Source organism: Serratia sp. JSRIV001, assembly GCF_019968745.1.
In the GTDB taxonomy this organism is placed as follows: domain Bacteria; phylum Pseudomonadota; class Gammaproteobacteria; order Enterobacterales; family Enterobacteriaceae; genus Chania; species Chania fonticola_B.
This window is the reverse complement of record NZ_CP074147.1, coordinates 723,870-744,690: the sequence shown is the minus strand read 5'-3', so window position 1 is coordinate 744,690 and position 20,821 is coordinate 723,870. Positions and strand designations below refer to the sequence as shown.

Here is a 20,821-nt window from a genome sequence, read left to right as displayed (position 1 = left end):
GCCAATCGCGCCGTAGCGCATTACACTAGCGGACAACTTACGCCTTCCCTGCCACATTTTTATATGGAACACGACCGTTGAAGACCTCACTCTCCACGTTATTGCTGGCGCTTGGCCTGTGTGCCACCCCCTTGGCCAGTCAGGCGACCGACGCGCAGCTCACCTCACAGATTGTCGATCGGTATGCTGAACATATCTTCTATAACAGCGGCGCAACCGGTATGGCGCTGGTGGTGATCGATAACAATCAGGTGGTTAACCGCAGTTTTGGCGATACCAAACCGGGCAACGATCTGCGTCCACGGCCAGATTCCCTGATCCGCATCGCCTCCATCACTAAACTGATGACCAGCGAAGTGATGGTCAAAATGGCGGCAGAAGGTAAGGTTAAACTCACCGATCCACTGCGCAAATATGCTCCCAAAGGCGCCGTCGTTCCTGCCTACAATTCTCGCCAGCCGATTACCTTGCTGAACCTGGCAACGCACACCAGCGCCCTGCCGCGTGAGCAACCCGGCAAGAAACCGCCAAAAACGCCGGTGTTTACCTGGCCCACCAAGTCGCAGCGCTGGCAGTGGTTGTCTCATGCCACCATTACCGTGCCACCGGGCGTGCGGGCGGCCTACTCCAACCTGGCCTACGACCTATTGGCCGATGCGTTGTCACGTGCCGCTGGCAAGCCTTATAACGTCTTGTTGCGCGAGAAAGTCACTGGTCCACTGGGAATGGTTGATACCACGCTGACGCCAAGCGCAGAGCAGTGCTCACGCCTGATGGTGGCTGCCTCTGGGCCAAGCGCCTGCCGCGATACCACAGCCGCCAGTGGCAGCGGTGGCGTTTACTCGACGCCGCGCGATATGCAGCGCTGGATGCAGCAGTTCCTCTCCTCCAACGTAAGCGGCTCGCGCAAGCCAACGGCTTTAACCGAACAAACCATGTATTTCCAGCGCAAAGATCTGACGTCACTGAAAGGCATGGACGTACCGGGTGAAGCCTCTGCTTTAGGGCTGGGCTGGGTCTATATGGCGCCGAAAGACGGTCTGCCAGGGATCATCCAGAAAACCGGCGGCGGCGGCGGCTTCATCACCTATATGGCGATGGTGCCGCAGCAAAATATCGGTGTGTTTGTGGTTGTTACCCGCTCGGAGTTGACCAAGTTCACCAATATGAGCGATCCGGTCAACCGGCTAGTCGCGGATTTGGTGGCCAACAAAGGCTGACCCGCTCCTGGTTATGACAGCACGTGTTGCGTAGCACGATAGGCGGAAGGCGAACAGCCTTCCAGCCGATTGAAGAAGCGTGCGAAGTAGGCGGGATCTTTGAACCCCAGGCTGTAAGCCGTTTCATGTACCGTGCAGGCGCTGAACAGCAGCAGCCGTTTGGCTTCACGCAGCAGGCGATCGAAGATTAACCGCTTGGGTGGCCGATTGGCAAAACGGCGGCACAGGTCGTTGAGGCGTGATTCCGTCACTCCCAGCGACTGGGCATATTCCGGCACCGACAGGTGATCGCGAAAACGCTCGTCCACCATCTTGTTAAAACGCTGGAACAGCTTCAGTTCGCCGCGCACGCCGCTAGCGGCCTTGTCATCCAATGAGGTATTGCGCAGCATCAACGTGAAGACCGCTTGGGCCAGCAATGCCAGCGTCTGCTCGCGCCCGGCCATCTTTTGGCTGAACTCGCGGGCGATCAGTTCCCAATAATGCCCAAGCGCCGCCAACTCTTGCGGTACTGCGGCCAGCGAAAGGCAAATTCCCGGCATATCCAGCGCCAGATTACTGCCCGGATACAGGCGTTCCAGCAACGGCCAGATCAGTTCCTGCCGCACCGTTAACACGTGACCATCACTGTCTGGTTCGGTGAAAAAGGCGTGTGGTACTGAGGGTGGGGTGAGGATAAACAGCGGAGCCTGCACCGAATAGTGCTGATCGTCGAGCTGTAGCTCTATCCTGCCAGTGGCCAGATAATGCAACTGGAAGAAGCGGTCGTGCCAGTGCACCTGCATATCCCGGCCAAAAAATGCCGCCAGCCCGGCAAAAGTTTCGTAGTGCACCTCATCAGCGGCGTAACGCGCGTCATACTCTTTGCCAATATCGATATTGGCGATAAAGCCGTTACTTTTCTGCACGTTATCCTCCGGTGAAAATAAGAGAAGGAATGGGTGAAAAGGAAAATATTACCGATTCAATTTCCCCTCATCCCGACCCTCTCCCAAAGGGAGAGGGGGCGTATCCTCAAGCACTATCAAAGTTTATGGCGTGGCCCGCGGGCGCGAGTCCTTCATCGGGATTCGCCATACCAGCACGGCCCCGATAATCAACAACGCCGAGACAAAATAGAGCCCGGAGTTAAAGCTGCCGGTCACATCCTTGAACCAGCCGATCAGCAGCGGGCTGACCGCCGAGCCGATGTTACCGGTGGCGTTGATCACCGCGATCCCCACCGCTCGAGCTTCGAAGCTGATTGACTGATCCGGCGTGGTCCAGAAGATCGCCATCGCGGTAAACGAGCCGACCGACGCCATCACGATCCCTAATAGCTGAACCATGCTGTGGTTGGTCGCCGAAGCCAACAGCCAACCTGCCGCCGCAAACAGATATGGCAGCGCGGTGTGGAACTTGCGCTCCTGCAAGCGATCCGAACGTTTACTCCACCAGATCATACCGGCGATGGTACAGATTTGGGGGATTGCCGCCAGAAAACCGATCATGATGTTACTGCTGCTCTGGTTGAAGCTCTGCAAGATCTGCGGCGTCCAGATATTAATGGCGCTCAGGGTATTGGTGAGGCAGAAATAGGCCAGCGTATACATCAACACCACCGGCGTCAGCACCTCACGCCACAGGCTGCGCTGTTGCAATGCCCGGTGGCTGCTTGGCCCTTCCGGCTGCACCAGTTGCAATTTGTCGGCTTCCATCATCGCTTTTAGGCTGGCCTTCTCTTCACTAGTCAGCCACTTGGCTTTGGCCGGTGTGTCGTCCAGATAGAACCACACCACCACGCCAAGGATCACCGAAGGGATCCCTTCCAGCAGGAACAGCCATTGCCAGCCTTTCAGGTTCATCATGCCATCCAGCGCCAGAATATAACCGGACACCAGCGACCCCAATGCCATCGTGACCGGCATGGCAATCATAAACAGCGCGTTGGCCCGGGCACGGTAAAACGCCGGGAACCAGTAGGTGAGATACACCAGGATCCCTGGCAGGAAGCCCGCCTCGGTAATGCCGACGATCATCCGCAGCACGTACAGGCTGGTTGGCCCAGTGGCGAACATGGTGCAGGTAGAAGCAATGCCCCACAGCACCATGATGGTAGCGATCCAACGCCGTGCCCCCACCCTGCTCAGCATCATGTTGCTAGGGATACCGAAGATCACGTAGGTGACGTAAAACAGCGTTGCGGCCAGGCCGAACATGGTGGAGCTAAGACCAAGGTCCTGCTTCATGGTCAAACCGGCAAACCCGATGTTGATGCGATCAAGGAAAGAGAAAACAAACAACACAAATAAGAAAATAATCAGGCGCCGAAATAACTTTTTAATCACCGACTGCTCGGTGGCGGTTAACGCTTTATGTTGCTCTGCCGGGTTCAGCGGCTTGAGCGAATCGACGTTGCTCATGATGACTCCGATTAGTAAACGCCCTGGGATGGTGTCCCCGCCGGTTTATCCTGTTTGAAACTGCTGAGCAGGGAGTCTGCCGCCCGCACCAGCAGGGTGGTATCCACGCCAACGGCAACAAACAACGCGCCGGATGCCAGATAGTGCTGCGCCAATTCCTGCTGTGCCATCAGGATGCCCGGTGCCTTGCCTGCGGCACGGATACGGGCAATGGCATCGTCGATAGTGCGCTGTACTTCGGGATGCTGTGGATTACCGGCAAAGCCCATGTCGGCACTCAGATCCGCCGGGCCGATAAAGACGCCGTCCACCCCTTCTACTTCCAGGATGGCATCCAGATTTTTTACCGCCTCTCGGGTTTCTATCTGCACCAGCACGCACATCTGGCTGTCGGCTAGATGCAGGTAATTCGGCACCCGGTTCCAGCGCGAGGCCCGAGCCAGCGCACTGCCAACCCCGCGAATACCGTTTGGTGGATAACGGGTAGCCCGCACCGCCTCCTGCGCCTGTTCGGCGTTTTGGATCATCGGGATCAACAGGGTTTGCGCACCGACGTCCAGCAGCTGTTTGATCAGCACCGGATCGTTCCAGGCCGGGCGCACCACCGGATGGCTGGCATAAGGCGCAATCGCCTGCAACTGGCCCAATATCGTTTGCACATTGTTGGGCGCATGCTCGCCGTCGATCAGTAGCCAGTCGAACCCGGCTCCGGCCAGCAGTTCAGCGCTGTAGCTGCTGCACAGCCCCAGCCACAGACCGATCTGCGGGCGTTTTTCCTGCAGGGCCTGTTTGAAATGGTTAGTTAGCATGGTGTTTCTCCTTAGACAAACCGGCAACTGATGCAGCCCATAGGGCCATAGTCGGCATGGAAGGTATCGCCGCGCCGCGCCGCCACCGGGCGGGTGAAAGAACCGCCAAGAATGATCTGCCCGGCTTCCAGTTCCACGTCATACGGGGACAGCTTATTAGCCAACCAGGCCACGCCGTTGGCTGGGTGATTGAGCACCGCCGCCGCCACGCCAGACTCTTCAATCACGCCATTGCGATACAGCAAGGCACTGATCCAGCGTAGATCCAGCGCGTCCGGCTTGATCGGCCTGCCCCCCATCACCACACCCGCGTTGGCAGCATTGTCGGAAATGGTGTCGAACACCTTGCGTGGCCGCTGGGTTTGCGGATCGACGTTATGACTGCGAGCATCGATGATCTCCAACGCCGGGATCACATAATCGGTAGCGTTATAGACATCAAACAGCGTGCAGTTCGGCCCGCGCAGCGGCTTCGCCAGCACAAACGCCAGCTCCACTTCGACGCGTGGCACGATAAAGCGATCGATCGGAATGTCGCTGCCATCGTTAAAGAACATGTCGTCCAGCAGCGCGCCGTAGTCCGGCTCGGTGATCTGCGAGCTGACCTGCATGGCGCGCGAGGTCAGCCCGATCTTATGCCCCTTCAGAGTGCGCCCTTCGGCGATCTTCAGCTCAACCCACTGGCGCTGGATAGCATAGGCATCTTCAATAGTGATCTCCGGGTGATCCAGCGATAGCGCGCGGATCTGTTCCCGGCTCTGCTCGGCCTGATGCAGGCGCTGCACGGCTCGGCTCAGTACGTCTTTATCCAGCATTTACCACTCCTTGTTCAGTCCTTGCTAAACAGCGCATGGACGTTGTTCTGCTTATAGTTGAGCACCGGATCCAGCTCTTCGATGGTGAAGGAGAGCGCCAGATAACGGTTAGCCATCAGCGCGGCGAAGTGATCCTTGATCAGGATGAACAGCATTTCGCCCACCTGCTGGCGGCTCTCCAAGCTGCGGCCGTGGCCAATCTTCAGCGTCATATGCACAAAGGCATAATTCTGCTTGCCGTCGGCCATCTGCCAGGTATCCAGCCAGATGGCGCGGCTACGGATGCCCGCCAGCGGGAAGATGCCGGTTTCCGCCAGCGCGTGATTAACCTTGTCGAACAGCGCGGGTAAATCCGCCTCCCGGCGGATGTTGTCGGTACATTCAGCGTAAAAATGGGGCATTGGGTATCCTCAGGCTTCAGCAGGAAGAGGGAATATGCCGTTGACCTGGCCGGTTCCGGAACTGGCAAACAGCGGGGTAACAAACTCCACCTTGCCCTGATACTTGTCCCAGCCCAACAGGCCCAGCAACATCACGGTGTCGTGCATATTGCCTTCGCCATAGCAGTAGTCAGCGTACTCCGGCAGCATTTCGCAGAACTCGCGGAAGCGCCCTTCTTCCCACAGTTTCACTACCCTTTCGTCCATCTGCTGGTCGAACTGGCGGGTGTAGCTGTTCATGCCCTGCTCGGCACGTTGATCGTCGATAAAGCGATGCGACAGCGAGCCGCTGGCCAATACCGCCACGGTGCCGTCGTATTTCTCAATCGCGGTTTTAATCGCTTCACCCAGGCGGCGGCTATCGGCAAAATCATGCACGGTGCAGAAGGCAGAAATGGAGATCACCTTGAAGTGGCGGTCGCTGTTCATGTAGCGCATTGGCACCAGCGTGCCGTATTCCAGCTCCAGGCTTGGGATCTCGTGCGCCATGGCACGTACGCCAAGCTTGCGAGCTTCCTCGGCAATCATCTGGCCCAGCTCCGGGTTGCCGTCATATTCGTAAGTCATGTCACGAATGAAGTGCGGCAGCTCGTTGCTGGTATAAAGCCCTTTGAAATGCGAGTTGCAGTTGATGTGGTAGGCGCTGTTCACCAGCCAGTGGGTATCAAACACGATAATGGTGTCGACGCCCATTTCGCGACAGCGGGCACTGATTTCTTTGTGACCATCAATGGCGGCTTGACGGCAGCCATGGTGTTCTCCTGGCAATTCAGACAGGTACATCGAAGGAACGTGTGTAATCTTTGCGGCTAATGCTAATTTACCCATATGTCCTCCTATTCCCTTTATCTTTCAGCCTGCGGCACGGCTGGCCGCAGGCTGATGTCTATCGGGTCTAGTACTTGGTTGTTGTTTTAAAGGGCACGGAGCTATCTCACACTCCCCAACGTGGGATCGGGTGATCCCCCATGGAGATACAAACGTTTTTCATCTCGGCAAACACTTCGAAGCTGTACTCACCACCTTCCCGGCCGGTGCCAGAGGATTTCACCCCGCCAAACGGCTGGCGCAGATCGCGTACGTTCTGGGTGTTGACGAAAACCATACCCGCTTCAATATTGCGGGCCAGACGCAGTACTTTGCTCACATCCTGCGTCCAGATGTACGACGCCAGGCCGTACTCCACATCGTTGGCCATGCGCAGGCCGTCTTCTTCTGATTTGAACGGCAGGAGGCAGGCCACCGGCCCGAAGATCTCTTCCTGCGCGACACGCATATTGTTGTTAACATCGGCCAGCACCGTTGGGCGCAGGAAGTTGCCGTGGGTCAAACCGGCCGGTTTATCCGGGCCGCCAGCCAGCAAAGTGGCCCCCTCTTCGATACCCAGGCGGATATAACCGGAGACTTTTTCCCAATGCTGCTGGCTGATCAACGCCCCAACCTGAGTATTTGGATCGGTTGGATCCCCCACGCGCAGGCGGTTGGCACGCTCGGCAAAGCGTTTGACGAATTCCGGATAAATGCTTTCTTGAATGAAAATGCGTGAACCTGCGGTGCAACGCTCACCGTTGATCGAGAAGATGGTGAACAGCGCCGCATCCAGCGCCCGTTCTATATCGGCATCCTCAAAGATTAGCACCGGCGACTTGCCGCCCAGCTCCATCGAGAACTTCTTCAGCCCGGCGCTTTCAATAATGCGACGGCCGGTTGAGGTACCACCGGTGAAGGACACCGCACGCACGTCTTTATGGCGCACCAAAGCATCGCCCGCCGTCGCGCCATAACCTTGCACCACGTTCAGCACCCCGGCAGGAATACCGGCTTCCAGCGCCAGTTCACCCAGGCGATCCGCCGTCAGTGGCGAAAGCTCGGACATTTTCAGCACCGCAGTGTTACCCAGCGCCAGGCAAGGCGCGGTCTTCCAGGTGGCAGTCATGAACGGCACGTTCCACGGCGATACCAGCGCACACACGCCCACCGGCTGGATCAGCGTGTAGTTGAGCATCTTGTCGTCCACCGGGTAGGTGCGGCCATTCATCTGCTGGCAGATCTCGGCAAAGAACTCAAAGTTGTGCGAGGCGCGTGGGATCAGCACGTTTTTGGTCTGGTGGATCGGCAACCCGGTGTCCGCGGTCTCCATCTCGGCAATCTGCGGCACGTTCTGGTCGATCAGCTCACCCAGGCGACGCATCAGGCGCGCACGCTCTTTCATCGGCGTATTGGCCCATTTCGGGAAGGCTTCTTTGGCTGCGGCTACTGCCTGGTCGATTTCGAGCTGGCCACCGGACGCCACTTCCGCCAGCACCTCGCCGTTAGCCGGGTTGGTGGTGGTGAAATACTCTTTGCTGGCGACGTTCTTGCCGTTGATCCAATGGTTGATGGTTTTCATCCCTTGCTCTCCTCGTAATCTTTTTCACTGATGATGTGGTTAACCAAGCGGCCAATGCCTTCGATCTCCACCACAATTTCATCCCCAGGCTGCACGTCGGCCAGCCCTTTCGGCGTGCCGGTGGCGATCATGTCGCCAGGCTGCAACGTCATAAATTCACTCAGGTATTCGATCAGGAACGGGATGTCGAAAATCATGTCGGCAGTGGTGCCGCGCTGGCGCAGTTCACCGTTAACATAGGTGCTGAGCGTCAGGTTATGCGGATCCGCGACATCGTCACGATCGACAATGTAGGGGCCGATAGGCGTCAAGGTGTCGCGGCTTTTCACCCGCAGGTTGGGGCGGTAGTAGTTTTCCAGGTAGTCGCGGATGGCGTAGTCGTTACACAGGGTGTAACCGGCCACGTAATCCATCGCCTGCTCGCGGCTGACGTTGCGCGCGGTTTTACCGATCACCGCCACCAGCTCCGCTTCGTAGTGCATGTATTCCACCTGCGCCGGTCGCACGGAAACCTGGCGGTGGCCGGTCAGGCTGTTTGGCCCTTTGAGGAACACCAAAGGCTCTTCCGGCGCTTTAAACTCCAGCTCACTGGCGTGATCGGCATAGTTCAGGCCGAGGGCAAATATCGTGCCCTGCGCCGGTGGCAGCCATTCCACATCGTACTCATCGAGCTTACTGCCATCGGGTAGGGTAACGCTTAGCTGGTCGTCTACGGTGACGTTAACAATCTGGCCATGATGGCGGATACGAGCATGTCTCATGGTTATTCTCCTGCCTGCGTCACTGGGTTGGTAAGGGTTGGCAAACCTGCGGCCCGCACCGTCACTTGGTCACCTGGCTTGATCTCAACCCGCTGGTGTGGCGTGCCAATCAGCACCGCATCCCCCGGTTGCAGGGTAATAAAATCGCTGATGGCGGCGATCAGTTCCGGCACCGAACGCACCAGATCGGCCGTTGACCAGCGATCCTGCTCCACGCCATTGATTTCGGTGATGATTTCCAGGCCGCTGGTACTAGCCAGTGGAGCAACCTCTCCCAACGGGCAGAAACCGTCACGGCATTTGGCTTTGATTGCCGGGCGATAGAAGCTGGTTTCCGGCAGGCTGACGTCGTTTGCCAAGGCGTAACCGGCCACATAATCGGCCACCTTATCCGCTGGCACCTTGCGGGCGGTGCGACCAATCACTACTGCCAGCGTTGCGCCACTTTGTACGGTTTCACCAGCCGGGAACGGGATGCTGCCACCGTTGGCAAGATGGGTATTGCGCGGTTTGATGAACCACACCGGCGTCTTGGGCGGCGTTTGGTAAGGGGCGGCGCGAAACGCCTGATCCCAGGCATCAAGCTGGCTGCGGTGGTTAAGTGCTACGGAAAATACGGTGCCTTTCATGCAGACTCCTTCTACGGAACGCCAATCATTAATATGTTAATGAATACTTTTATACGCTGTTCAGCATTTACGCAACGTTGTTAATTTAATTTGTGATCGTGATAACGAAATATTCACAAATTATGCACATTAGCGTTATTAATCAGCAAATTAACCTTTTTTGCAGGATTTTTACGTGACGGATCGCGTTTTACCGTTCTCCGCCGGTCAAAAATTGGCTACTATTAAGTTGTTAATAAAATTAAGCCAAGGCCATCGACATGCATGAATCGTTAACCATCGCCCTGTTGCAGGCGCGTGAAACCGCCATGGGGTTCTTCCGCCCGATCCTGAAAAGCCACAACCTGACAGAGCAGCAATGGCGCATCATTCGCGTATTGGCCGATAACCGTTCCATTGAGTTTCACGAATTGGCCGCAGAGACCTGCATCCTGCGCCCCAGCCTGACCGGCATCCTGTCGCGCATGGAGCGGGATAAGCTGATCTTTCGCCTCAAGCCGGTTAACGATCAGCGCAAGCTGTACGTGTCCTTGACCCAGCAAGGCCAGGAGCTGTATGAACTGGCACGCCACCAGGTGGAACAGGGATATGGGGAAATAGAAGCAGCATTCTCGAAGCAGAAGATGGATCAGTTGATGACGTTGCTCGATGAGCTGATCCGCTTAGGGGATCAACAGGCTAACAACGTGGTTGCTCACAAATAGGGGTGCTGCTCGCAGCCCCCATCAGCACCTAGAGGGTTCCTCAATTAATGACAGGTTGGGTTTCCGGCAATAGCGCACCGCCATCCACCACCAGCGTCTGGCCGGTGATATAACTCGCAGCCGGCGAGGCCAAAAAGACCATCGCTGCCGCAATATCCTCCGGCTCCCCCAACCTGCCCAGCGGCACCGCAGCGGCTATCGCCTGATTCAGCGCTTCCCCGCCCAGATTTGCCATCGCGGGCGTGCGGATCATCCCCGGCTCCACGCCATTTACCGTGATCCCGTCACATGCCAGTTCCAACGCGGCAGCGCGAATAAAACCATTTACCCCCGCCTTGGAAGCCGCATAGTGCGCCAGCCCTGGGTAGGCTACCCTTGGCCCAGTGACCGACGAGGTCACCAGAAGACGTCCGCCCCCCTGGCGCTTCATCCACGGCAACGCCGCCTGCGCCAGAAAGAACGGGGCCATCAAATTGACGCTCAAGGTGCGTTGCAACAGTTCGGCATCTATCTGGTTAAACGGCCTCAGCGGAAAATAAGCGGCGTTGTGGATCACCACGTCCAGCCGTTGATGCCGCTGCGCTGTCTGTGTGACCAGCTCGGCAATCTGCCCTGCATCGTCCATATCACAGGCGGTCGCCTCCACGTTACAACCCCGTTGGCACAGGCTTTCAGCCGCCTCCAGTGCCTTTTGCAGTTGTAAGTCCGCCATCACCACCTTGGCCCCCAAACGTGCAAAGGCGCTGACGATCGCCAGCCCAATGCCCTGTGCACCGCCGGTCACCAGCACCACCTGCCCGGCAAACGCATCACTGGCATAAATCGCCGTCATCGGCTCAGGCCTTAGGGTAATGCGTGGTGTTAAGGATCTGCGCGTGAGCGCCTACGGCAAAGTTGCTCAGGCTGCTGAAATCACTGCCCTGATAACCGAGGATCTTGCCATCGGTGCGCATCTCTTGCAGGTCGATCATCACTACGCCCAGCGTCGGAATGATCTTCTCGCGCCAGACGAACAGATACAGCTTCTCCGCCACTTTGACGTAATGGCAGCGATCGACATCCGCCAGCCCTTTCTCGACCCCGTCCAAGCACTGCCAAGCGTAGAAATTATTGTTCAGATAAATATGCTCATAGCGCTCCGTCGGGCTGTAGGTATACAGATTACGCATCCCGATCAGTTCGTCGGTAAACTGCGGCAACGCTGCATCGTTCTTGTCCAGACGGCCAAAGCGGAATTCGGCATTCACCGCCGTGAGCGGCAACCCCTGCTCTACCCGGCTAAAAGCATCCAGCCGCGCCTGCGATTCCTCCGGCAACTGACCATAGACGGCGGTAAAGTTACCCTGCTGACGATCGCACACCAGCGTAACGCTGCTGTTGGGCCGCTGCGGATCGAGGAAATCGATAAACAGGATCCCCGGGCGAATGCCGGTTGCCCGGTAATCAACCCGTTGCTCTCCCCACTGCAGGGTTTGATCGTCGTTAAAGCTGCACTGCACCGTTTCCCCTTCGGAAAAATGGAACGCCAACGAAGTACCGGCCAAATCCTGCTGCTCCAGCGTATGGCTGTGAGGGGCGAAACCTTCCGCCAGTGCGCCAACCTGAATAAATACCGCTTCTGAACTCATGACAATCTCCTTACAGGGAAGTGAAAGCTAAGGTCGGCACATCGACAATGGTGGAACCGCCATCGGCCACCAGCGTTGCGCCAGTAATAATTGACGCCTGCGTTGAGCAGAGAAAACGACACACCTGGGCGATCTCTTGCGCACTGGCCGGGCGGCGCAGCGGCACATCGCGACAGACATGTTGATAGGCCTGCTCGAGCGTTAAGTTATGTGCCGCCATCAACGGCTGCATCTCTTCATCGGCCATCGGCGTGGTCACCCAGCCGGGGCAAACCGCGTTGGCACGCACGCCCTTTGGGCCATAGTCACGGGCGATGGAACGCATCAGGCCGATTAGCGCGTGTTTGGCGGTGACATACCCACACACCTCCGGCCCGGCGGCCAACGAGGCGATAGAAGCGACAAACAGCAGATTGCCGCCGTGCTTCACCAGCCCCGGCAAACAGGCCCGGGCGCTGGCAAACGCACTATTGAGATTGCTGTCCAACGCCTGTTGCCATTGGACATCGGTGACGTCGGTGATACGACCCAACCCCATCCCGCCAGCGCTGGCAATCAGGCAGTCGATACGTCCGGCCCGCTGTAAAATGGCTGGCAGGATGTCGGTTTGCCAACTGGCTCCGCTGGCGGCGTCTCCAACTACGGCATACGCCCCAATCTCCGCAGCCAAGGCGTTCAGCGGTTCACGGCGACGTCCGACGATAAATACCCGGTCCCCCTCCTGCACCAGCAGACGAGCACAGGCAGCCCCAATGCCGGTTCCGCCGCCGGTGATCACAACCACTCTACTCATCGCATTGCTCCATCAACTGGCTGACCATCAGGAAACTGCTCAGCAGCAAGCGCCGCTGCTCGGCTTCCAACCGCAGATAGCGACGGCTGGCGGGAAGGCGGCTGACCACTTCGGAAGCGGCAAAATGCTCAATATCCAACTGCCAGTTGCCCTCTGTTATCGTGAGCGTGGCGCGGCGGAAATCGAGCTTGGCTAACGTGTCGCCGATTTGTGGGTATTGCCGCAACGCGGCAATCAACTGCTGGGCACCATCATGTTTGGCCTTGGTGCGATAAACCACGCCATTACGACGCAGCCAACCACCAGTGATGATGTTGAGCACCAGCGGCTCGGTAAAACGTGCGTTGCCCTGCAAGCGGAAACGGTGAGTGACGATGTGCGCCAAAAACAGCGACTGCACCTGCTCTGCCACCTCTATTACCGGCCCCTGTGGCAGCGTGAGCCGTAACTGATTAACGGCAACGCGCTCACAGGCGTAAGGCTGCAGGTTCGCCGTCAACCGGGTGAGCGTGGCCCCTGCCTGATAACCTGGAGGGTCACGCCGCCAATAACGATTAAGTGAGGGAAGTAAGCCGATCAAATTCCACCTCCGCAGCTTCTGCCTTGTTGAAGGCGCTCTCCAGCACCTCTTCCACCGGCACCGGTTTAAACGGATTCACCTTCTGTACGCACAAGGTCCAGAACAGCGCATAGGCGGAGGTCAGGCCGATCATGATGCCAAAGGGAATGTAGACATCGCGTGGGTTCATGCCCGGCGGCGTGATGTAGAAAATCGCCAGCACGATCCCGATGCTGGAGACAATCTGCGGCAGCGGGAACCAAGGCGATTTATAGGCGCGTGGCAGATCTGGACGGCGGATACGCAGGATCACCACCGAGCAGGTCACCAGCAGGTAAGCCACGCCCCAGGCACAGACTGCTGCCAGCACCATCGGCATGATGCGGTCCAGATTGCCCTGAATGGCGAAAGCGTGAACGCAGGGGATCAACACCGCAGCGGCAATCGCCACCACAGGGGTTTTAAAGCGCGGGTGCAGATAAGCGAAGATACGTGGCATAGCGCCATCCAGCACCATGCCGTAGATAATGCGTGGCACCGCCGCCATCAGGGTGTTAATGGTGGCCGCCCCAGCTAACAGCAGCCCAACACCCAGCCAGTATTTACCGAAGTTGCCCATGATCTGGCCAGCAAATGCCGGGATAGCCATCGGCGTATCCAACAGATGTACGTTATTGGCAGCATCTACTACCACGTTCTCCACTTGATGGCTAAGTGCTGCTCCGTATAACGCCATACACAACGCTACACCGCATAGTCCCAAGGACATGGCACGCGGGATCACGCGGTGAGAACGTTTGATCTCCGGCGCCATCGGCGTCACCAACTCGCAGCCGACGAACATAAACATCGCCATACCCACCAGGCTGAACACCGCCAGGGGATCGCCGACATCCAGCGTGGTGCCAAACCAACCTTCTAGCGGTACAGCATGCGGTAAAAGCAACCCGGCGATCGAAAAGATCATCAAGGTGCTCCACATGCAGAACGTCAGCACGACCTCAGCCTTACCGAAGGCTTCAATGCCAAACGCATTCAGAATACCGAAAATGATCACCAAGCCCACGCCGATCATCCACGAGCTGTTGTTGCTTTCCATCAGGGTATTGAGGTGCTCAAAGTTCACCAGCGCCATGATGCCGGAAAGAATGGTTTCGGCGGTACCGGCAAAGATATGCACGATCAGATAGGCAGACAGGGTGCCGGTAATGGCAAAAAATCGCCCCATGCCGCAGGAGATATAGTCATACACCGAGCCGGTGGTGGGCAGGATCGCCGCCGCTTCCGAGAAGGTGGTGAGCTGGGCTTGCATCATGATAAAGGCGATCAGCATCGCCAGCGCGAAGGTGTCGCCACCGATACCAAAACCGCTGGTAACGGTGAGGATCACCGGGCTGGCCATGATCACCCCAACCGAACTGGCTAACGTGGTGGGGAACCCGACCTTGCCCCGTTCTAGCTGGGCACTGAGCCGCGACGACAGGTTCATGGTTACTTCCTCTTATAGTAGTTTTACCCGGTGTTGTAGCCGCCAAGGGCGGTAATCTCACTATAGGAAGGAAAGCGAAAGGCTGGCTATCGTCCTTAAGGACGAGAGACGTAAAGGGAGTAAGGGGGAGTTGAGCTACTGGGCAAAAAGCACCATTAGCGAGAAATTACTTTAAATTCAATAGTAACCGCTCGGCAATTTTTATTAATGTGTTAATGAAAAAGCCACTTTCTGTCAGAAAGACACCCCGTCAATCAGCATGGGGATGTTGTTATTAATGTATTTTATTGCAATCCGGCTCACGTTGTTAATATGTTTTCGTTGTGTTGCATAATTGCTACACCTATGCTGATATCGTTCACATATTGTCCAGATACCTTTGCAGGTGTCCTTCAGGGTACTGAGCGATCAACGGAGGAAAATGCATTATGACAACCACATCATCCTTCATGCGTAACGATGCTTTTATCTCGAGCTGTCTGAATACCATTGCGCATCTGATCCCAGTTTCTGCCGGGGTTTTTTATCTGGTGGACCCGGACCTGCGGCCAGATCACTATATTCTTCATGGTATTAGCGCTGATACTCATCAGCAATATCTCGACCATTTTCAACAGTTGGACCCGTTAAAACCGGCCAACTTCCACCAGCAAGACATCCAGATGGTGAACATGACGCCAGCGGCGATCGCCAATAACCGCCACTATTATCACGACTTTATGCTACCCAATCGCATGCGTGACATGACGGAGATTTTTATCCGCCAGCGTAAGCGGATCATTGCCGGGGTTTCTCTGATCCGCGATACGCCGTTCACCGAATTGGAGCGCAGCCGCTTACGTGCGGTGCTGCCGTTGATCGAGTTGGCCACCCGCGATCTACTGCCAGATAGTGAAGCCCAGTTGCTCACCGCCAAAGAGCAGGAGATCGTCAATATGGTGCGTGAAGGGGCCAGCAATAAGCGCATTGCCTTGCAGCTCGGTATCTCTCTATCGACGGTGAAAACCCATATGCGCAACATCTTTGCCAAAACCGCCGTGGTTAATCGTACCGAACTGGTCTCCAGCGGTTTTATTGCCTACGGCTGATCCTGACTAAAGCAGTAACAATCAACCATACGCCAATGCTGGCGCGGCCTCCCCATGCTTAAAAAGCGTGGAGGGTAATGATTGACGAAACTCAAGGATAATGACGATGTCCAGTGATGCAGTTTCTGTGCCTTCTGCCGGGGCCTTGCTCCCCTGCCCACCCAGGCTGTTAACGGCGATTATCGTGTTTGCCGCCATCGCACCGGGGATCCTGATGACCGCCCCCGCCGTCGCTGCCCAGTTAGCTAGCCAGTGGCACCTCACGCCAGGCCAGATCGGCCATCTGTTTTCCACCGAACTGGGAGCCATGAGCATCGCCACGCTGCCTGCCTGGTGGTGGATCAGCCGGATCAACTGGCGCAAAATCGCCACGCTGGCGGCTGTCGTCTTCCTGATCGGCAATCTGGCCTCGGCGATGGCCACCGATTTCAGCCTGCTATTGGCCTTGCGATTTATCGCTTCACTAGCCGGTGGCACGCTGATGATCCTCTGCATTTCCTGCGCGGCGGGCACCGCCAACCCCAGCCGGGTCTATGCCTTTTGGGTGCTGGGCCAACTGCTGCTAGGCGTATTCGGCTTGCTGGCATTGCCCCCGCTGTTTGCTCATTTCGGCCTGATGGCCGTTTATCTGATCCTGGCGGCGATCATGCTGTGTTGCCTGCCGTTACTGGGCGCATTCCCTAGCGGCTTTCGCCATAGCCACAGCGCGGCCAGTCAGATGCCTCCAAGCCCCCCCATCTACAAGCTGTTTGCCGTGCTGGCGGTATTGGCCTTTTACATCAGCCTGAGCGCGGTCTGGACCTTTATCGGCACTATCGCCGAGGCCGCAGGCCTTTCACCGGTGCACAGCGGGCAGGTGCTGGCCGCCGCCACCCTGTTTGGCATCATCGGGGCTGGTGGGGCGGCACTAGTTGGCGCAAGACGCAGCCACAAACCGCTGCTGTGGATCGGCTACGGCCTGCTGATTGCCAGCGTCCTGCTGCTGAGCCGCAACCCGCTACTCATTCGCTTCACCCTCGCCGCTGTGATGTTCAAGTTTACCTGGACCTTTGTGCTGCCATTTATTCTGGCGCGCGTCTCGGTGCTGGATAACAACGGCAAGCTGATGAACAGCATCAATCTGGTGATTGGCGGCGGCATGGCCATTGGCCCCACGCTGGCAGGTTACCTGATCGAATCTTCCGGCGGGATCAACGCATTGCTGATCGGCGCATTGAGCTGTGCGCTACTGTCACTGCTGCTGATCTCGCTGGCTTCACCGCGCGCGCCGCGCCGTTTAACAGGAGTCATAAGGTGAAAAGAACAACCGGTTTTTTCTTCGATGAACGCTGTTTCTGGCATAGCACCGGCCTACATGCCACCACGCTGCCGGTGGGCGGCTGGGTGCAGCCGCCTTCGGGGGCTGGGCATGCCGAATCGCCGGAAACCAAGCGGCGGATGAAAAACCTGATGGACGTTTCCGGCCTGTCGCGCCAGCTCAAGCTGCTGAGTGCCGAGCTGGCCGATGAGGAAGATTTACTGCGCATCCATCCGGCACATTATCTGCAACGGTTCAAACAACTGAGTGATAACGGCGGCGGTATGTTGGGAGAAGAGGCACCTTTGGGTCCAGGCAGCTATGAGATTGCCAAACTCTCCGCCGGGCTAGCCTGCGCTGCGGTCGAGGCGGTGCTGAAAGGTGAACTGGACAATGCCTATTCCCTGTCGCGCCCACCGGGCCATCACTGCCTGCCGGATCAATCGATGGGGTTCTGCTTCCTGGCTAATATTCCCATTGCCATCGAACGCGCCAAAGACCGTTTCGGGCTAGGCAAGGTGGCGGTGATCGACTGGGACGTGCACCACGGCAACGGCACCCAGCATATCTACTGGCAACGTAATGACGTGCTGACCATCTCATTGCACCAAGACGGCTGTTTCCCGGCGGGCTACGCTGGCGAACAAGATCGCGGTGAAGGGACCGGAGCGGGTTACAACATCAATATTCCGCTGCTGGCCGGGACCGGTGACGACGGCTATCACTACGCCATGCAGCAAATCGTCATTCCGGCACTGGAGCAGTTCAAACCAGAGATGATCATCATCGCCTGCGGTTACGATGCCAACGCCATCGATCCACTGGCGCGGATGCAGTTGCACAGCGACAGTTTCCGCGCTATGACCGCGCAGGTGCAAAGCGCTGCGGACAGGCTCTGTGGTGGCAAGCTGGTGATGGTACATGAAGGGGGTTATTCCGAAGCCTATGTGCCGTTCTGCGGCCTGGCAGTAATGGAAGAGTTGAGCGGCATACGCACCGAGGTGCAGGACCCGATGCTGGAATTTATTCAGCAACAGCAGCCCCGCGAAGCGTTTAACCAGTTCCAGCGTGACGCTATCGACCAACTGGCACGCCAATTCGGTTTATAGCTGCATTCGGAGGCGTGGCAATCCACGCCTCTGGCTGTTAGCTAGCGAATAAAGCGGAAGGTTTTCGACTGGCAAGGGGCCAAGTTAGTGAAATCCCCTTTAGCCACATCCTGCTGTGGCAGCGGATGCTCGTCCATCCCAGTTTCCAACCATTCCTTGACTGGCTCTGCCAATGTTAACTGTCCGCCGATCGACACCTGTTCCGAAGGGTTATACACGCGGATAATCAAAGCATCGGCATCCTCGGCTTTCTTCAATACGCTCAACACCGGGCCTGACTCAGGCATCGAAAGCAGGCTAAAGTGCAGCGGCGTGCGGAAGTTTGCCAGATTGAGCTTCATCGCATCAAACGGGATTTTGTTATAACAGCGTACCGGTGTGACGTAGGCCCGAGCCTGCTGCATCACGCCCGCCTGGTGTGGATCTCCTGCAAAACCGAACAGGCTGAACCGGCAATGCAATTTGCCACGCATCTGGGAATCAGGCGTTGGTAGCTTGATGCCAGAAGGGCGACCTGGCCGCCACAGCAATTCTTCTTTACCCAGCACGCCTACCGAACGGAACAGCGTCAGGGCAAAGGTATCGCGGCGCTCACCAACAATCTCGAACTCGCGCAGCCCCTCGGTAAACAACGCCAACCCATGCAGATCGTCATGCAGGGCGGCAAAATTCATCAGTTGCCACACTGGGATCGGCGCTTCTTTCCAGCCCTCTTGCTGCCAAACGGCCATCGCCGGATCGTCCACCGGACGAGTAATGCAGCCAAACTGGTTATCCGCCAGCACGCTTTCACTGGCGAACGGCGTTGGGATCAACACCCGTACGCGGTGATCGTCGGCCTGGTTATCCAGCCACATCTCAATATCGATCCGGCGGCTGTTGTGGGCTAACGTCACTTGGCACAGCACATCCAGATAACCGTCACTACGGCGCTCCGCCCGCTGTTGCAGGTTGGCTGGCAATGCCATACGCAGTTCCAGTGTGGCGATACTCTGCCAAGCCTCATGTTTGATGGAGGTAGCCACTGCGCTTTGCGTGGAATAGATCAACCACTCTTCACGGGAAGGCGAATAGTCATACTCATCGCCATCGTCGGAGCCATCCTCCAGTTGCAGCACCTGCTGATAGAGATAGCCGCTTTGTTTATCGCTAATATCCAACGTACCGTTGGCATTCAGGGCAATGCGGTAATACTCGTTTTCCAACAGTTCTGCCGGTTGCGACGCAGCTTGGCGTTGCTGGCCTGCCTGATTGGGATGAATATGCAGGGTGCAATATCCCATCGCGGGCAATGGCTGACAGAGTTGAATGTCGTACTCCATAAAGGGATCGTAGTTGCCGTAATGCACAATCTGGCGATCTACCAGTCCAGGATCGATCTCCCGCGCGGCGCGGATAAAATACTCCACCGGCTGGCCCTGTTCGTCCACCAGCGAGAACTGCTGGGCACGAATACGAATGGTGGTGTTGATCACCTCTTCACGCGGGTAAGGCAGCAGGTTGAAGAACGTCAGTTTGTCGGCATCTGCGTGCTGTACCGGCATATTGTCGACGATCTTGCGCAAATAGAAGCGCACCAGGTTTTCCGCCATGTCGTCCGCCAGAATAAAGCGCGTCATGATCTCCTGATGTACCTTGTCGCTACAGCAACAGCCGATGCTGTCATGGGCGTGGTTCTTGAGGATCTCTTTCCACATTTTCTCCAGCAGGCCGTGATGGTATTCAAAACCCAGCGACCAGGCGATCGCCGCCAACGGCTCGAGGATATTAACGATTTTGTTCTCGATCTCGGCGTGGGCGATCTTGATGTCCATGCGGGTAGACGAGATGGTGCGGTGCACGCGCATGTATTTGCCGTCGTTAAACTCCCCCTTCAGCGTCACCAAACGTTCACGACTGGCCTCAATCCGTTCGAAGACCTCTTCAAAGCGGCTCATGACAAACTCGCGCTGCGGGTAAATCTCGCGCAGTTTGGCCATCACCTGGAAGATATTCTGTTGCAGCGGCATCTGATCGTGGCCGTTCGGCAACAGGATATCCTTGGTAACCGAGGCGTTTTCCAGCACGGTGAAATAGCTATCCAGCCGTTTGCGCAGCCCGGCTTCATCTTCGGGCAGGTATTTACCAATGGCGTAACCCAGCGGCAGCACCTGTGCCGCAACTTCGCTGCCGTCGTTGCTTTGCCACAGGAACTCGGTCTTGTCGGTGCCGTGGCGCTCGGAGCAGCCGCGCCAGAACATGGCGCGCGTGATACCAAACCCGTTGAAAATATGCGGTAACTGCGAAGACATGCTGAAAGAGTCCGGCAGATAGCCGATCTTCATCGGTTCGCCAAAGGACAGGCAGTCGCGCATGCCATACATCAGGTTACGAACGATCGATTCCCCTGACACCACCATGGTATCGGTTTGGGTATACCACGGGCCAACGATCAGCTTGCCAGCCTGCACCAACGCTTTCACCCGCTCGTGGTTTTCTGGTTTGATGGCGAAGTAGTCTTCCAGCACCGCCGTTTGCCCATCCAATACATAGAAGCGATACTCGGGATCGGTTTCCAGCCGGGTCAGGATCTCTTCCATGTTGTTGATCAGCAGGATGCGTGACTCCTCGGTGGTGAAATACCACTCACGATCCCAATGCATATGCGGTGTAATGTGAACACGTGATACAGCTTTCATAATCAATTCCT

20 protein-coding genes are annotated in these 20,821 nt (G+C 57.0%); 5 read left to right on the top strand and 15 right to left on the bottom strand.

Going from position 1 to position 20,821, the window contains the following annotated elements; all coding sequences use genetic code 11:
- Positions 1-77: 77 nt before the first annotated feature.
- Positions 78-1,220 carry a D-alanyl-D-alanine-carboxypeptidase/endopeptidase AmpH gene (ampH, locus tag KGP17_RS03305; protein ID WP_021808009.1) on the top strand — a complete coding sequence of 381 codons (1,143 nt, stop codon included), beginning with the start codon at positions 78-80 and terminating at the stop codon, positions 1,218-1,220.
- Positions 1,221-1,231: 11 nt separating this feature from the next.
- Here the strand turns inward: ampH and hpaA are convergent, their stop codons facing one another.
- The 9 genes from hpaA to KGP17_RS03260 all read right to left on the bottom strand — a co-directional run bounded on the left by hpaA (position 1,232) and on the right by KGP17_RS03260 (position 9,465).
- Complete coding sequence (gene hpaA, locus KGP17_RS03300; RefSeq protein ID WP_059199639.1) at positions 1,232-2,128, bottom strand: 4-hydroxyphenylacetate catabolism regulatory protein HpaA; 897 nt, start codon at positions 2,126-2,128, stop codon at positions 1,232-1,234.
- A 123-nt stretch (positions 2,129-2,251) separates the two neighbouring features.
- Positions 2,252-3,622 (bottom strand): 4-hydroxyphenylacetate permease, encoded by a 1,371-nt coding sequence (gene hpaX / locus KGP17_RS03295; RefSeq protein ID WP_059199638.1) that lies wholly within the window; start codon positions 3,620-3,622, stop codon positions 2,252-2,254.
- 11 nt (positions 3,623-3,633) lie between these two features.
- Entirely contained in the window at positions 3,634-4,431 is a 798-nt protein-coding gene (gene hpaI, locus KGP17_RS03290; RefSeq protein ID WP_021808006.1) for a 4-hydroxy-2-oxoheptanedioate aldolase, read from the bottom strand.
- Between the two features lie 11 nt (positions 4,432-4,442).
- Positions 4,443-5,246 (bottom strand): 2-oxo-hept-4-ene-1,7-dioate hydratase, encoded by an 804-nt coding sequence (gene hpaH, locus KGP17_RS03285; RefSeq protein ID WP_021808005.1) that lies wholly within the window; start codon positions 5,244-5,246, stop codon positions 4,443-4,445.
- 14 nt (positions 5,247-5,260) lie between these two features.
- Complete coding sequence (locus tag KGP17_RS03280; protein ID WP_021179191.1) at positions 5,261-5,647, bottom strand: 5-carboxymethyl-2-hydroxymuconate Delta-isomerase; 387 nt, start codon at positions 5,645-5,647, stop codon at positions 5,261-5,263.
- Between the two features lie 9 nt (positions 5,648-5,656).
- Positions 5,657-6,514: a 3,4-dihydroxyphenylacetate 2,3-dioxygenase gene (hpaD, locus tag KGP17_RS03275; protein ID WP_223498861.1), complete on the bottom strand. Its 858-nt coding sequence runs from the start codon at positions 6,512-6,514 to the stop codon at positions 5,657-5,659.
- A 106-nt stretch (positions 6,515-6,620) separates the two neighbouring features.
- A complete protein-coding gene (hpaE, locus tag KGP17_RS03270; RefSeq protein WP_115159038.1) occupies positions 6,621-8,075 on the bottom strand; it encodes a 5-carboxymethyl-2-hydroxymuconate semialdehyde dehydrogenase in 1,455 nt (484 codons plus the stop codon).
- Positions 8,072-8,836, bottom strand: a complete 765-nt coding sequence (locus KGP17_RS03265) for a fumarylacetoacetate hydrolase family protein (protein WP_021808002.1) — start codon at positions 8,834-8,836, stop codon at positions 8,072-8,074. The genes hpaE and KGP17_RS03265 overlap by 4 nt, the downstream gene beginning before the upstream one ends.
- A 2-nt stretch (positions 8,837-8,838) precedes the next feature.
- Complete coding sequence (locus tag KGP17_RS03260) at positions 8,839-9,465, bottom strand: fumarylacetoacetate hydrolase family protein (protein WP_059199635.1); 627 nt, start codon at positions 9,463-9,465, stop codon at positions 8,839-8,841.
- Between the two features lie 260 nt (positions 9,466-9,725).
- Here KGP17_RS03260 and hpaR point away from each other — a divergent pair, with 260 nt between their 5' ends.
- Entirely contained in the window at positions 9,726-10,169 is a 444-nt protein-coding gene (gene hpaR, locus KGP17_RS03255; RefSeq protein WP_021808000.1) for a homoprotocatechuate degradation operon regulator HpaR, read from the top strand.
- A 40-nt stretch (positions 10,170-10,209) separates the two neighbouring features.
- Here the strand turns inward: hpaR and KGP17_RS03250 are convergent, their stop codons facing one another.
- The 5 genes from KGP17_RS03250 to KGP17_RS03230 are packed head-to-tail and all read right to left on the bottom strand — an operon-like array spanning position 10,210 to position 14,638.
- On the bottom strand, positions 10,210-11,001 hold the full coding sequence (locus tag KGP17_RS03250; RefSeq protein WP_223498860.1) for an SDR family oxidoreductase: 792 nt from the start codon (positions 10,999-11,001) through the stop codon (positions 10,210-10,212).
- 4 nt (positions 11,002-11,005) lie between these two features.
- Positions 11,006-11,797 carry a MoaF C-terminal domain-containing protein gene (locus KGP17_RS03245; protein ID WP_218519903.1) on the bottom strand — a complete coding sequence of 264 codons (792 nt, stop codon included), beginning with the start codon at positions 11,795-11,797 and terminating at the stop codon, positions 11,006-11,008.
- Positions 11,798-11,807: 10 nt separating this feature from the next.
- A complete protein-coding gene (locus tag KGP17_RS03240) occupies positions 11,808-12,590 on the bottom strand; it encodes an SDR family NAD(P)-dependent oxidoreductase (RefSeq protein ID WP_223498859.1) in 783 nt (260 codons plus the stop codon).
- A complete protein-coding gene (locus KGP17_RS03235) occupies positions 12,583-13,170 on the bottom strand; it encodes a DUF3156 family protein (protein ID WP_094982186.1) in 588 nt (195 codons plus the stop codon). The genes KGP17_RS03240 and KGP17_RS03235 overlap by 8 nt, the downstream gene beginning before the upstream one ends.
- Positions 13,145-14,638 (bottom strand): APC family permease, encoded by a 1,494-nt coding sequence (locus KGP17_RS03230; protein WP_021179181.1) that lies wholly within the window; start codon positions 14,636-14,638, stop codon positions 13,145-13,147. Before KGP17_RS03230 ends, KGP17_RS03235 begins: the two co-directional genes overlap by 26 nt.
- A gap of 428 nt (positions 14,639-15,066) precedes the next feature.
- Here KGP17_RS03230 and KGP17_RS03225 point away from each other — a divergent pair, with 428 nt between their 5' ends.
- The 3 genes from KGP17_RS03225 to KGP17_RS03215 all read left to right on the top strand — a co-directional run bounded on the left by KGP17_RS03225 (position 15,067) and on the right by KGP17_RS03215 (position 18,132).
- Positions 15,067-15,726 carry a LuxR family transcriptional regulator gene (locus KGP17_RS03225; RefSeq protein ID WP_021179178.1) on the top strand — a complete coding sequence of 220 codons (660 nt, stop codon included), beginning with the start codon at positions 15,067-15,069 and terminating at the stop codon, positions 15,724-15,726.
- Between the two features lie 106 nt (positions 15,727-15,832).
- Positions 15,833-17,023 (top strand): MFS transporter, encoded by a 1,191-nt coding sequence (locus KGP17_RS03220; protein ID WP_059199629.1) that lies wholly within the window; start codon positions 15,833-15,835, stop codon positions 17,021-17,023.
- A complete protein-coding gene (locus tag KGP17_RS03215; RefSeq protein WP_223498858.1) occupies positions 17,020-18,132 on the top strand; it encodes a class II histone deacetylase in 1,113 nt (370 codons plus the stop codon). Before KGP17_RS03220 ends, KGP17_RS03215 begins: the two co-directional genes overlap by 4 nt.
- Positions 18,133-18,173: 41 nt before the next feature.
- On the opposite strand, the gene mngB is transcribed toward KGP17_RS03215, so the two are convergent.
- On the bottom strand, positions 18,174-20,810 hold the full coding sequence (gene mngB, locus KGP17_RS03210; protein ID WP_223498857.1) for a mannosylglycerate hydrolase: 2,637 nt from the start codon (positions 20,808-20,810) through the stop codon (positions 18,174-18,176).
- Between the last annotated feature and the right edge of the window lie 11 nt (positions 20,811-20,821).